This window comes from Sphingomonas astragali, from assembly GCF_051400615.1.
Lineage (GTDB): Bacteria > Pseudomonadota > Alphaproteobacteria > Sphingomonadales > Sphingomonadaceae > Sphingomonas.
Genome location: NZ_JBLFFH010000001.1, coordinates 143,945 through 157,923, shown reverse-complemented (window position 1 = coordinate 157,923; position 13,979 = coordinate 143,945). Strand labels below are relative to the sequence as shown.

General features: G+C 65.5%; 9 protein-coding genes. 5 read left to right on the top strand and 4 right to left on the bottom strand.

Annotation, left to right across the window (positions count from 1 at the left end; translation table 11 throughout):
- Positions 1 to 103: 103 nt before the first annotated feature.
- Together ACMGER_RS00750 and ACMGER_RS00745 are read right to left on the bottom strand one after the other, a co-directional pair.
- Entirely contained in the window at positions 104 to 1,183 is a 1,080-nt protein-coding gene (locus ACMGER_RS00750; RefSeq protein WP_436810216.1) for an MBL fold metallo-hydrolase, read from the bottom strand.
- Between the two features lie 27 nt (positions 1,184 to 1,210).
- Positions 1,211 to 2,371 (bottom strand): NAD(P)-dependent alcohol dehydrogenase, encoded by a 1,161-nt coding sequence (locus ACMGER_RS00745; RefSeq protein WP_436810215.1) that lies wholly within the window; start codon positions 2,369 to 2,371, stop codon positions 1,211 to 1,213.
- A 105-nt stretch (positions 2,372 to 2,476) separates the two neighbouring features.
- Between ACMGER_RS00745 and ACMGER_RS00740 the strand changes: the two genes are divergently transcribed.
- Entirely contained in the window at positions 2,477 to 3,376 is a 900-nt protein-coding gene (locus ACMGER_RS00740; protein ID WP_436810214.1) for a LysR family transcriptional regulator, read from the top strand.
- 8 nt (positions 3,377 to 3,384) lie between these two features.
- Here the strand turns inward: ACMGER_RS00740 and ACMGER_RS00735 are convergent, their stop codons facing one another.
- Positions 3,385 to 5,025 (bottom strand): MFS transporter, encoded by a 1,641-nt coding sequence (locus ACMGER_RS00735; protein ID WP_436810213.1) that lies wholly within the window; start codon positions 5,023 to 5,025, stop codon positions 3,385 to 3,387.
- A 217-nt stretch (positions 5,026 to 5,242) separates the two neighbouring features.
- Here ACMGER_RS00735 and ACMGER_RS00730 point away from each other — a divergent pair, with 217 nt between their 5' ends.
- From ACMGER_RS00730 to ACMGER_RS00720, 3 genes are read left to right on the top strand one after another with little or no spacing between them, the layout of a single operon-like run.
- Positions 5,243 to 6,103, top strand: coding sequence for a pirin family protein (locus tag ACMGER_RS00730; protein ID WP_436810212.1), 861 nt, complete (start codon positions 5,243 to 5,245; stop codon positions 6,101 to 6,103).
- Positions 6,104 to 6,129: 26 nt separating this feature from the next.
- Complete coding sequence (locus tag ACMGER_RS00725) at positions 6,130 to 7,086, top strand: zinc-binding dehydrogenase (protein WP_436810211.1); 957 nt, start codon at positions 6,130 to 6,132, stop codon at positions 7,084 to 7,086.
- Positions 7,087 to 7,145: 59 nt separating this feature from the next.
- Positions 7,146 to 8,150: a zinc-dependent alcohol dehydrogenase family protein gene (locus ACMGER_RS00720; RefSeq protein ID WP_436810210.1), complete on the top strand. Its 1,005-nt coding sequence runs from the start codon at positions 7,146 to 7,148 to the stop codon at positions 8,148 to 8,150.
- 322 nt (positions 8,151 to 8,472) lie between these two features.
- Here ACMGER_RS00720 and ACMGER_RS00715 read toward each other — a convergent pair whose 3' ends face one another.
- Positions 8,473 to 10,509 (bottom strand): calcineurin-like phosphoesterase C-terminal domain-containing protein, encoded by a 2,037-nt coding sequence (locus ACMGER_RS00715; RefSeq protein ID WP_436810209.1) that lies wholly within the window; start codon positions 10,507 to 10,509, stop codon positions 8,473 to 8,475.
- A 398-nt stretch (positions 10,510 to 10,907) separates the two neighbouring features.
- On the opposite strand from ACMGER_RS00715, the gene ACMGER_RS00710 reads away from it, so the two are divergent.
- On the top strand, positions 10,908 to 13,919 hold the full coding sequence (locus tag ACMGER_RS00710) for a TonB-dependent receptor (protein ID WP_436810208.1): 3,012 nt from the start codon (positions 10,908 to 10,910) through the stop codon (positions 13,917 to 13,919).
- The last annotated feature ends 60 nt before the right edge of the window (positions 13,920 to 13,979 follow it).

Here is a 13,979-nt window from a genome sequence, read left to right as displayed (position 1 = left end):
GCGAAGGGGGAGCGGGCGTGCCGATCCGTGGCACGCGCGCCATGGCGCGTGTCCGGAAGGAGACGGCCTGCGGTGGTTTCGGCTGCCGCGAGACCGCGGGGGATCAGGTCAGGAAGGGCGGCGCGTTCTCACCGCGCAGGCGATAGTTCGGCCGCGGGCGCTCGAGCCTGATCGACTCCAGCACCGTGTAGGCGTGATACTTCGTCTGGGTGGTCACCCCGGCCAGCCGTTCCGACCACAGCTGCCCGTTGCTGCTGCGCTTCTCGAGCACATACTTCGTGGCGTAGTTCGCCATCGAGTTGATCCAGTTCTCTGTTCCCACGAATACTTTGTCCCAGCCCGCACCGTCGAGGATGCCGATCAGCGCGTCGGAGCGGGAGAAGCGGTCGACCGCGGCCTGTGCGCCGTCGAGGACATCGGCGAAGTATTCGATGGAGGCTTTCACCGTCTCAGGTGTGCCGTAAGACATGTGGTGACCGGCGACCAGGAAGTCGAAGTCGAACTCAGTCAGCTGCTGTTGCGCCTGATACCAGCCCATGATGTTCTGCGACGCATCGCAATGCATGAAGGTGGCGCTGCCGGGGCTGATGATGTCGATGACGGTCAGCACTCGTTGGGCCGGCGCATAGATGAAGATGTTGCCGGGGCAATGGTTCTCGCCCTTGTACGACAACTCCAGAGTCACGCCGCCGACATTCAGCGTGTAATCCTTGTCGAACGTCAAAGTCGGAATCGGGCGGTTCGGGTCGGGAAAGCGTTCGAGCAATTCCTTGGTGATCGCGTGCGCGACGATCTCCACGCCGGAGCCGAACACCGATGCGGCGCCGATATGGTCGGTGTGCCAATGGCTGTAGATGACGTGCGTGACAGGCTTGTCGGTGACCTCCTCGATCGCCGCCAGCATGTTTTCGCCGATCGTCGGAGGTGCGTCGATTGCGATTACGCCATCGTTCGTCACGACGAAGGCCGCGTCGTACCCGCCGCTGGTCACCCAGTAGAAGCCGTCGCGAAGCTCCTCGACATGATAGCCGAGGGTCCGAAATTTCTCGCTGCTGAAATAGGGTGGATAGTAGTGCGGCGGATCGGCCGGATGCTCGCCGGCTTCGGGGAAGCCGTAATTGTCGATCGCGAAGAATGCCGGCGTATCGCTGGCGGTGATGTGCTTTTGATGATTGTTGCACATGGGTCTGTTTCCTTTCTGCTGAGTGGTTCAGGCGTGCGCGGCATCGAACCGCAGAACCGCCTTGATGACGCGGCCGGCGGCTACGTCGTCGAATGCCCGGTTGATGTCCGCGAAGCCGTAGAAGGTGATGAGCCGGTCGAAGGGGAAGCGACCGGTGCGGTAGAGGCCGATCAGCTCGGGGATCATCAACGCGGAAATTGCGTCGCCCTGGATGATGCCCTGCAGCGTCTGCCCTACGGTCAGGCGCGATGCGTCGACGAACGCGCCCGAATGTGCGTTGAAGGCAACGAAGCCGAAATGCCCCATCGGCGCCAGCGCGCCGATCCCGGCATTGAGGTTGGCGGCCCGCCCGCTGGTATCGAGGACGAATTCGACCCCGCGTGGCGAGATCGCGCGGATCGCGGCCGTCACATCCGGCTCGTCGGAGACGTTCACGGTGTGTGTCGCGCCGAGTTCTCTTGCGAGCTCGAGTCGTTCGGCATTCACGTCGATAGCGATGACGGTCGCAGCATCCGCGACCTTCGCCGCCATTATGGCGGCCAGGCCGACCGCGCCGACGCCGAAGACTGCGACGCTCGCGCCCACTGGCACCTTCATCGCCTTGAGGATCGCACCCGCGCCCGTCTGGAAGCCGCAGCCGAGTGGCCCCATAATCTCCAGCGGGAGATCATCCGGCACTTTGATGGTGTTGCGCTGGTGTGCCAGCGCATAGGTCGCGAAGGACGACTGTCCGAAGAAATGCGCGTGGAGGTCGTCGGCGCCGTGTCGCTCGACGCCGATGGTGCCGTCCAGCCGCGCCCCCGCAAAGTTCGCCTCCCAGACCTTCTCGCAATAGGCGGCGTGAGAGGACAGGCACGGCTTGCACTGCCCGCAGGAATGATAGGACAGCACGACATGGTCGCCCGGCTTTAGATGGGTGACCGATGCGCCGGTCCGCATGACGACGCCGGCGCCTTCGTGACCGAGAATTGCGGGCAACGGCGACGGCATCAGTTGTTGGCGGACATGCGAGTCGGTTGCGCAGATGCCGGTCGCGACCATGCGAATTAGAACTTCGTCGGCTCGCGGCGCTTCGAGAGCGATGTCCTGCATGATGAACGGTCCATCCTTTTGCTCGACCACGGCCGCGCGGGCATGGGTGATCGTGGCTTCTTGCTGTGCGGCACTGGAAAGTGCTGGCTGTTTCATCGGGGCCTCCATGAGGTTCGTAAGCGGTCTTCCGCTGCGTCGCCGTCTGGTTTACCCCTCGTACCCTGTTGCAATAGCCGCCAAGGCAGGAACCTGGAGTTGCGCATGCCGGAACCCGCGCCGGTCGATCTGCTCGATGTCATTGCGTTCGTCCGCGTGGTGGAGACGGGGAGCATCGCCAATGCCGCGACGCGCCTGGGCATCGCCAAGTCGATCGTCAGCCGCCGCGTGAGCCGCCTGGAGGGGGTGCTCGGTGCCCAGTTGCTGACGCGCACCCCGCGCGGTACGACGCTGACCGATATCGGCCGCGAGTATCACGAGCGGGCCGCCGCCGGCCTGTTGGAGCTGGAATCGGCACGCGAGGTGGTCACCAAGTCGACCAGCGAGGTCTTCGGGCAGCTTCGCATCCAGGTGCCCGCCGCCTTCGGCGAGTTCCTGCTGGCACCGATCCTTGCCGAGTTCGCGGCGCGCTATCCGCGCATCGAGTTCGACGTCCGGTTCACCGATCGCCAGGTGGACATGATCGCGGAGGCCTATGATCTGGCGATCTGGCCGGGCGCCGTGCCGGACTCGATCCTCATCACGCGCAAACTGGCCAAGGTGCGATGGGCGATGGTGGCGAGCCCGGCCTATCTCGATGCGCGGGGGCGTCCCGCCCGGCCGGCGGACATGGCCGATCATGATACCGTCCTGTATGCCCTAGATCCCGGCCGGTGGCGGTTTCGGGGGCCAAACGGCTGGGAGCAAGTGCGGATGAAGTCGCGCTTCTGCACGGACAACGGGCAGATGCTGTTGGCCGCGGCGCGCGCGGGTCTCGGCATCGTGCTCGTCCCCATGTTCATGGTTGAGGAGCCGCTGGCACGCGGCGAGTTCGAGGCGGTGCTGCCGGACTTCCCGCACGAGGGCGGCGACCTGCAGATTTTCATGCCGCCGGCACGCGCCGGTATCGCACGGGTGCGGGCACTCGTCGACTTTCTGCACGAGAAGTTCGACCGCGAAATCTGATGTACGCGTCAGACCCGTCCGAACGCTGCCAAAATCAGCATGACGCCCCCGATCGCCAGCGCCGCCATGATCGCTCCGATCGCCGGAACGACACGCGGCTGTGTCCATCCCGAACCGGCGGCAGGCGCTTCCTCCTTACTTGCCGCACCGGCACCCACTTCGGTCCGTAGCTCGGCGAGGCGCCGCCGTACGCGCAACAGGAGGAGCACCGCCAGGTACAGGGTCGTGGCAAGGCCAAGCGCCGCTGCGAGCCGCATCGTGTCGGATCGAGCCGCCTGCTCGGCCGCGCCCGCCGCGAGCCGCCAATCCATGTAACTGCCGAGCAGCGCCGGGCCGGCAAGCGCCCCCAACGCATTGACGACCCCAAACAGGACGATGAAGCTGATGAGTGCGCCGCCGCCATGCCCTAAGGCGCTCGTGATGCCGAGCAGCAGCGCCGGCCCCAGGAAAAAGGTGCCGGCGAACGCGATCGCGGCTTGAGACGCGTAGAGGCGCGCTAGATGATGCGGTTCCGTCGCGGCACTGTCGACCAACGCCGCGACGGCAACGATGCCGATGGCCAGCATCATCGGTCGTGCGATCTTCTCGACGTTTACGCACATCGTGCTGGCGAGAACGCCGGTGACCGCGCTTGCGAGCATCACCGCCGCTAGCGATTCAAATTCGTACGGACGTGCGCCGAGCCCGCGCACTGCGCCCAGCGCCATCTCCTGTTCGGCCAGCACCAGCCGGATCAGGAACACCGCCGCAGCGAAGCGCCAGACGTCTCCGTGGGTCAGCCAGCGCAGGTCGATCAGCGGTGTCGCGCGGCGCAGCTCGATGACGCCGGCCGCCAGCAGAGCCGGCGGAGCGGCGAGCAGCGTCACGACGATCCATCGGGTGTGCAGCCACCCTTCAAAACGCCCCAGGCCCAACGCGGCGGCGATCGCGGCCAGAGCGCCGCCTAGGAGGGCGAACGTCAAGAGATCCAGCGGCTCGAACACGCGCGCTCGCTCGGCGGGTGGAAGGCGCAGCACGCCGACCGCGGCGAGAGACAGCAGCGCAAGGCCGGCTTCGAGCAGGAACAGCGAACGCCACCCATCGATGCCAAGCAGCGAGGGTGACAGGAGCCGCGCCATCGGCACGGCGCATTGCGTTATGCCGATCCCCAGAACCAGCCCTCGAAGGCGCCACTTTGTCGGAAACGCCTGCATCGTGTGGAACAGGCACAGCGGGATCAACGTCACGGAAACGAAGCCGGCGATCGCACGCAGCAGCAGCATCTCCGCGATGTCGGTCACCCAAGCCGTCGCGAGCGCCGCGGCGGCGTAGAGGCCGAGGGCTACCAGCGCGAAGCGCCGCAGGCCATATTGCTGCCGTACCTTGATCAGCAGCAGGTTCGCCGGGACGGCAGCGGCGACATAGCTGGTCGATAGCCATGCCGTCTGGGACGGGCTCAAGCCCAACACTTGTCGCACATGCACCAGATCGGCGCTCACCAGCGCTCCGCCGAGACCTGCCGTCGTTCCGACCAGTACGCCCACCGCCATGTGGGCCAATCGGGTCCTGGCCTTGTGCGATGGGGACGCGGGCGAGCCGACGGCCGCTGGCCGCTCGTGCGCTGGAAAGTCGTGGGCTTCGTCATCGAAGAACGCACGCAGCGACGTCACGGCTTTGCTCCTGCTGCGCCAGCCAAGTGTTCCGGCATCGCTCCTCAGTAGAGGATCGATGGCGAAACTTCTTCCATGTTCGGGTTGCGCGTCCAGCAACGCTGAGTTGCTTCGATCCCCGTCTTGATTGTGGCGAGGGCATTTCGAGATGATGGGGCACAAATCGACACGATGACTGTGTCGGCGATAGTCGGGCCTCACCCCGAAGGGATGGAACATGCTTCAGAGATCGATCGATCGCGTCACCGTCATACCGCCGCTCGGACCCGGCTTCGATGGCGAGCGTCACAAGGCGGCGCTGGTGGTGGCTCCGGGAAATTTCCATGCCACCGACCCGTTCTTCCTGATGGCGGACGACCACATCACGCTGGAAGGGCGCTTCGGCGAGGCGCATCCCCATGCCGGGCTGGAAACCGTAACCTTCATGCTGAACGGCACGATGGAGGATACCGGCGGCCGGCTGGCGGAAGGCGACGTCGAATGGATGACGGCGGGCAGCGGCATCGTCCACTCGGAGGATGCGGTGGTGTCAACCGGTATGCGACTGTTCCAGCTGTGGCTGATCCTGCCCGAGGAACAGCGCAACATGCCGCCGCGGGTGCAGATCCTGCAGCGCGCGGCGATGCCGGTCCATGTCGAACCAGGGGTCGAGGCGACGGTCTACAGCGGCCGGTTGGGTGACGCGGCGGCGCCGACGAAGAATGCGGTGCCCGTCACGCTGGCGGACATCCGGCTGGAGCCGGGTGCTACCTTCGCGCCGGAACTGCCCGCCGCCTACAACGCCTTCACGGTGGTGATCGATGGTGAGGCGGCGGCCGGTGCCGGCGACGAAGTGCTGTCGGAAAACATGGTCGGGTGGACCGGTCCCGCAGGCGGCGGTTCCAGCACGCTTGCACTACGAGCCGGCGCGAAAGGCGCCCGGATATTGCTGTACGCCGGACAGCCCCAGAACATTGAGGTCGTGGCGCAGGGGCCGTTCATCGCCGGCTCCCGCGACGAGCTGGCGGAATATTACGCCGCTTATCGCCACGGCAGGTTCCCGCACGCCGGCACGATGCGGCCGGTCGCCCTCGCATGACGCGGTCAAATCCGGAGGAGCCGAGCATGGCCAGGAAAATCGAGATACGGACGACCGGCACGCCTGCGGTCCTGAGAGTGGTGGAGACGGAGGTCGGATTGCCTGGCGCCGGGCAGGTACGGCTGGTGCAAACAGCGATCGGCATCAACTATGTCGATGTCATGGTCCGCAAGGGCCTATATCCGATGCGTCTTCCCGCCACGCCGGGCTTCGAGGCGGCGGGTGTGGTCGACGCCGTCGGCCCGGGGGTGATCGGCTTTGCACCGGGAGACCGCGTCGCCTATTTCTTCGTCGAGGGAGCATACGCCACCGCCTTGCTCGTCCCTTCCGAGGCGCTCGTTCGTCTGCCGGACGACATTTCCGACGAGGTGGCGGCGACCTTCCTTGCGAAGGGACTGACGGCCTGGATGGGATTGTACGCCCTGCACCCGTTGAAGGCGGGTGAGGTCGCCCTCGTGCTCGGAGCATCGGGTAGTGTCGGGTCGATCATGTCACGCTGGGCGCGATCGCTTGGAGCAACGGTGATCGGTGTGGCAGGATCGGCCGGCAAACTGGCGTCGGTCGCGGCCGGCGCCGACCATGCATTCGTCGCCGACGATCCCGCGCTTTCTGACAAGATTCGGGCGCTCGCACCCGCCGGCGTGGACGTGGTCTACGACTTCGTCGGACGTGCGACCTTTCCGTTGGCGGTCGCTTGTGTGCGGGATGGCGGCGTGATCGCCACGATCGGGGCCGCGTCGGGACAGGCGCCTCCCGCGGCCGATCAGCTCCGCTCCCGCGCCGTCCAACTCCGGGGCGGCGGCACGCCGCAATATGTCCGGGGCGAAACCGTGGTCTCGGCTACTGCCCAGCTCTGGGACGCGATTCGAGCCGGCCTGTTCGGCGACCTCCCCATCGCCCGTTATCCGTTCGACCGGATTGCCGTGGCGCACGAGGACATGGAGGCGCGGCGCCTCGCCGGCCTTCCAGTCATCACCGTCTGACCCCCATGCCGGGATGCGCGCTTGGTGCGCGCCCAATATCGCTCTTCTAGGATAATCCAATGACCGAGACCATGAAGGCCGTCGTTTTAACTCGCTTTGGTGGGCGTGACGCATTCGAATTGCGCGACGTTCCCGTGCCGCCGGTCGGCCCCCGGCAGCTACGCGTCCGGGTGCATGCGTCGGCTGTCAATCCGCTCGACTATCAGATCCGTCGCGGCGACTATGCAGATCTGGTAACCTTGCCTGCAATCATCGGGCACGATGTCTCCGGCGTCGTCGAGGAAACGGGCGAAGACGTGACGGAGTTCGCCGCAGGCGACGAGGTCTATTACACGCCCCGGATCTTCGGGGGCCCCGGATCCTATGCGGAACGGCACGTCGTCGATGTCGATCTGGTGGGCCGCAAGCCCGCGAACCTTAGCCATATCGAGGCAGCCAGCCTGACGCTGGTCGGGGGCACCGTCGTGGAGGCATTCGTGACGCGCGCGCGTCTTGCCTTGGGCGAAACCGTCCTCATACACGGCGGTGCCGGCGGCGTAGGAACGATCGCGATCCAGGTCGCCAAGGCGATCGGTGCCCGCGTGCTGACCACCGCGCGTGCTGCGGATCACGAGTTCGTGCGGTCGCTCGGCGCCGACGAGGCCATCGACCATAGCACGGAGGATTATGTCGGCGCCGCAACGCGGCTGACGGGCGGTCGCGGCGTCGACGTCGTGTTCGACACGATCGGCGGCGATACGCTGACGCGCAGTCCGTTGGCGCTCGCGGACATGGGACGTGTCGTCAGCATCGTTGACATTCCACAGCCGCAAAACCTTATCGAGGCATGGGGCAAAAACGCCGCATATCACTTCGTCTTCACACGGCAGAACCGAGGCAAGCTCGACCTGCTCACCGACCTCGTGGAGCGCAGCCTCGTCCGGCCTGTCGTCGGTGCGATCCTGCCGCTGGCCCGGATGGGAGAAGCGCACGGGCTCCTGGAGGGCAGAAGCGCGTACGCGCTTCGCGGAAAGGTGGCGATCGACGTGGTGGGGGACACGGTTTCACTTCCGCCGCGCCGCTGACCGCCGTCGGCTCGGCTGCCATTTCTTGGACGATGATCGCAACGTTCGCGCAACCTTCACGGTGTTCTCGTGTGCGGCCAAGTGTCCGATGCGTCAGCGATAACGCTGCCGCATCGGCGCGTGGACGTCATCGGTAAGGTGTTGATATGACAATTGGTCGTGAACCGAAGTTTGAGTATATGACGCGACAGTGGCAGCTATCGCGTGTCGTTGGCGCGAAGCGGACTGGCCACTAGCGGCCCAAAGCCGGTCGTCAGTGGAGCTCTAGTCGAGGCTGCAAGGTGGGACGTACGAGGTCGAACGAATCTGCTTGAGGCAGGATTCACCTCGAGGGCGCGGATGGTCGCCGCGCGTCCGACCGTTCCGCGACTCGTGGTCCATCCTCATAACCGTTCCAGACATCGAAGCGGAAGGTGCGCGCCGGGCGTGCGGTGCGTACCTCGAAGATCAGCGTTTCTCGTGATGGCGAACCCTGCGGGCGGCGCACGCTGACGGTCGCGGTGTGAAGCCCGGGCGCGAGCGTGTCCGGCAGGCGATAGCGCCAGAGATGCGAGTTGTGATCGGCGACCGAGCCCTGCGGCTGCGGCGGCGCGGGCGGATGTCGCTCCTGCCGGCCCTGAATGAAGCCTTGGTTCTCGGCAATGCCCGAGCCGCTCGCGATCGCCGTGCGCGCAACGGTGAGCTGGCGCTGAAGCGCAAAGGGATCGGCATAGTCGGGCCCGTTGCGGCTCGCCTCGCCGCGCGCCTCCTGCGTGCGAGTCATCGGCGCGGGCGCGCCGCCGTCGATCGACACGGTGGCGCTGGTCTGGGTGTCGCCGAGCCAGATATTGGCGGTGAGGAAGCTGCCCGCGGCGAGATCGGCGGGGGTGAGCAGCTTCTCGTCGGGCAGGTCCTGGACGCTGAGCGGCGGCACCGGCGACCGGGTCTTGCGATCGGCGTTGCGCCATTCGAGCAGCTTGTCCGCCCAATCGCGAAAGGCCGGGGTGTTGACCGACAGCCACATCGCCTTTTCCGGGCGCTCGTCGATCGCGCGATAATCGAGCACGTAGTCGGTGCCGCGGACGCGCATGTCGATATAGCCGCGCGGCGAGCCATCGCCCTGCAGGCTCATCGGGATCCCAGCGACGTCATAGTCGCCGCCCCACCAGTCGCCCGCCACCGCACCGGCGACGACGTGACGGAACGGGATCGCGGTGACACCGACCGCCGCCTTCCACCCTTCGAACGAATCGCCAGGAGCGAGGTTCTCGAGCGTGTGGCTGTGCCCCGACAGGTCGAGCGCCTTGCGGCCATGCAGCATCGCATGGACCTCGGGCGCGTTTTGGGTCTGGTGTGCCCATTCCTTGCGGTTGTCGAAGCCGACCAGGGGGATGTGATGCCCGAGCACGATCAGTTTCGCCGGATCGGTCGCCGCGATCAGATTTGCCAAGAACACCATCTGATCGTCGGTGAAGCGGCCATTGTAGCTCTTCCGCGGATATTCGACGCAGAAGGGGCGAGTGCCCGCGCGGTTGTCGGCCTCACCGCACGGATAGGAGACGTTGTCGAGGCCGATGAACAGCACATCGCCGATCTCGAACGCATAGGTCGCAGGCCCGTAGTCGCGGCGCCATGTGTCCGAGCTGTCGGCGTCGCGGTCGGCGTCCGAATCATAATCATGATTGCCCTGCACCCACCATTGCGGGACCTTGAGCGCGCCGAGCACCTCCGCGAGCCGCGGGATCAGCCCGAGGTCGTCGCCGACGAGGTCGCCCAGCGCGAACAGGCAGGCGGGCGGCGTGCCGCCACGATCGGCGAGCTCGCGCACCAGCGAATCACGCGCATAGCCGATCTCGTCGCCCGAATAGACCTGGACGTCGCCGAGCACGGCGCAATTGAAGTCGCCCGCCACCTTGCTCGGCGCGAGCGGGAAATTGATCGCAGCCGGCAGCGGCCCGGTGGGCTGCAGGCCGCCAAAGCGCATCTTGCGCGGCGAGCCGGCGGGCTTGTGGGTGTAGGCGAACTGGGGGACGAAGTTGCGGTTGGTGGGCACGCGCCAACCACCGGGCTGGATCACAAAGACGCTCATGTCGCTGCGCACGGGCAGCGTGTAGCGCCCGTCGCTGCCGGTCTTCACCACTTCGCGGCCGTTCGAGACCTTGGCTCCGGCGATGCCGCGTTCGCCCGCATCGAGGCGGCCGTTGCGATTGCGGTCATCGAACACCGTGCCGCCGAGCTGGTCCGTCCGCGCGGCGCCGCTTCGCACCACTTCGATTCCAGCGAACCACGGCGCGTCGATCGGCTCGGGGACCTGCGCCCGCGCCGGCGCACCCGTCAGCATGGCAGCGGCTGCCGCTGCGAGCCAAACCCATTTCGTCATCGATAGACCCTTCCGCTCTTCGCCCGATCCGGGACGAGGAAAATTCAACATAAAATCCACACAATCTCCCATGCTTCTCCTCAAGGCCCGATGCGGCGATTTGGGCCTGGATTGTCTGAGAATGTCTCGGCAAACCCTTGCCAGTGCAACTATAACACTCTGACAATGATACGAAGCAACACGCAAATTGCTGCTGCGCGCCATCAAGCCGCGGTATGTTGCGTTGTCGTGACAGTCTCGCGGCTTTTCTGCTTTTGTGATGAAATGTTGTTTTTCTGACCGTTTGTCACAAATCTTCCACGCAGCATATCTAGGCGCCACCTCGAAGCCGGAGGCGCTCCAGTCGCAAACCCGGTCTCGCGGACACAAGGCTCAATCCGATCCTAGGGGGACTTATCGTGAAGTGCTTTTCGCGAACCGCGCGGCCTGCCGCGCTGATCCGTGCTGCGTTGCTGCTTGGCGCGGCGATCCCGGCGGCGGCGATCGTCGCCCCCGTCGCACATGCGCAGGACTATACCAACATCACCGCCTCGGGCCGTGTGACCGACGAGGCCGGCGCGCCGATCGCAGGCGCGACGGTGACGATCACCTCGTCGGATCGCGGCGTCTCGCGATCGGTGCAGACCAACGAGGCCGGCGCGTACAGCATCGCCCAGCTCGCGCCCGGCGCGTACGACTTCCGTATCACCGCCGAAGGTCGCGCGCCCTATCAGGAAGCGCGCGTCGAACTGACCGCGCCCACCGGCGCGAGCAACAGCTTCCGCCTCGCCGCCGAAGGCGCCGGCGAGGAGATCGTGGTGCGCGGCTCGCGCGTGCGCACCGCCGACTTCAACGACACCACCACCGGCGCGGTGATCGAGCTCGCCGATATCGATCAGCGCGTGCCGGTCGCGCGCTCGCTGCAGGACGTGGTGCTGCTCTCGCCGGGCGTGGTGCGCGGTTCCTCGGGCAACGGCGCCTTCGCCAATTCGGTCGCGATCAGCGGTTCGTCGATCACCGAGAACGCCTTTTTCGTTAACGGCCTCAACATCACCAATTTCCGCATGGGGCTGACACCGGTCGAGGTGCCGTACGACTTCTACAAGACCGTCGAGGTCAAGACAGGCGGTTTCGCGGCCGAGTTCGGCCGCGCGACGGGCGGCGTGATCAACGCAGTGACCAAATCGGGCAGCAACGAGTTCCACGCCAGCGTGCTCGGCACCTGGGAGCCGAACGGCCTGCGCTCGACCTCGCCAGGTACGATCGAGACCGACAATGAAGACGCCACCGCGACGCGGCGCGAACTGATCCTCCAGGCGAGCGGCCCGATCATCAAGGATCGGCTGTTCTTTTACGGCCTCTACAATTTCCGCGATTTCACCTCATTCACCCCCGACGCCGATCAGGACAACGCCACCGAGGTCAAGAACCGCAGCCCTTTCTGGGGCGTCAAGATCGACGGCTACATCACCGACGATCATCACATCGAGTTCACTTATTTCGACAGCACCAATGACACCCGCACGCGCAGCATGTACTATGACCGCGGCAGCGGCGAGCGCGGCGACGTGGTGGGCGGTACCAACCAGCGCGCGGGCGGCATCAACTATGTCGGCCGCTACACCGGCACCTTCGCCCCATGGCTGACCGTCTCGGCGGCATACGGCGTCAACAAGCTCCGCGACGGCTCGCTGCCCCTCGACATCACCAACGAAAAGGTGCTCGATTATCGCCAGAACCCGGCGGGCACCGATATCGGCCTGAACCGCGTCAGCGACGCCTGGGGCCAGACCGACGACAAGCGCGACTTCTATCGCGCCGATCTCGACTTCAACTTCCAGCTGTTCGGCGCGCACCATCTGCGCATTGGTTATGATCACGAGACCAACCTGTCGTCCCAGATCCACCAGACGATGGGCGACGGCTTCTACAAGATCTTCACCGCCAATGCGGAGACCGCGACGCGGCTCGGCATCCCGGTGGGCACCGATTACTACACGACCCGCGTCTACCGGAACAACGGCGAGACCACGGTCAAGAACGAAGCCTTCTATATCGAGGACGATTGGTCGTTGCTCGACGATCGGGTGAAGCTGCAGCTCGGCCTGCGCAACGATCGCTTCAGCAACCAGGGTGTCGACGGCAAGTCCTACTATGAATCGGGCAACCAATGGGCGCCGCGCATCGGCGCCTCGGTCGACGTGTTCGGCGACGGGCGCACCAAGGCCTATGGCTTCTTCGGTAAATATGCGCTGCCGATGGCAGGCGACATCAACCTCAACATCGCCGGCGGTCTCATCACTTATACGCGCTACAACCTGTTCAACGGGTTGAATGCGGGAGACAACACGCCGGTCGCCGGCGCGGCGATCCTCGGCCCGTCGAATTTCCGCGCCTGCCCGGACACGGGGATCGTCAATTGCGAAGTCTCGGCCGACGGCACGCCCGCTGACTATTCGGGCGCGATCGCGCACAACCTCAAGCCGCAATCGGTGAACGAGTTCATCCTCGGCGGCGAGCACAAGTTCAGCGACAACATCAGCGTCGGCGCCTATTTCACGCATCGCGAGCTCAAGAACGCGATCGAGGACATCTCGGTCGACTATGGTGCGCGCGCTTATTGCATCAGCGCTGGCTTCACCGAGGCGGCGTGCACCGCGGCCTATCGCGGCGGCAGCAACTGGACGATCGCCAATCCGGGCCGAGACGTGGTGCTGCGCATCAACCCGCTGCCCGATGGTACCACGCCGGTGGTCACGCTGCGCGCCGAGGATCTCCGCTACCCGACGCCGAAGCGGAACTACAATTCGCTCACCTTTACCTTCGATCGCAAGTTCGACGGCGTCTGGGGGCTTTCTGGCTCGTACACCTGGGCAATGGACAAGGGCAATTATGAGGGCGGCGTCCGCTCGGAAAACGGCCAGCTCGCGGTCAACCGCTCGGCCGACTTCGACTCGCCCGGCTTCACCAACGGATCCTATGGCTATCTGCCCAACGACCGCCGCCATACGCTCAAGCTGTTCGGCAGCTGGCGTCCGTTCGAGTTCCTCGATCTCGGCGCCAACACGCTGGTCCAGTCGCCGCAGAACTACAGCTGCATCGGCACCGTGCCGCAGTCGGTCGACGAGGCCGCCTACGGCTATCACGGCTACAGCTATTATTGCCGCGGCGAGCTGATCCCGCGCGGCACGGCGTTCAAGGGGGACTGGCTCACCCAGATCGACGCGAGCGCGGTGGCACGGCTGCCGCTGCCCGCAGGGCTGGAAGGCTCGCTGCGCTTCGACGTGTTCAACTTGTTCAACATGAAGGCGGTGACCGTGTACAACCAGGCGGGCGAGCTGAGCGACGGCTCGGCCAATCCGCTGTACCGCACGCCGACCACTTATCAGTCGCCGCGCTATGTGCGGTTGCAGTTCCGCCTCGGCTTCTGATCACGGGCGCGGGCCGGCCGTTCGCGGCCGGCCCGCGCCTCGAGGCGGTTGACCCGACGG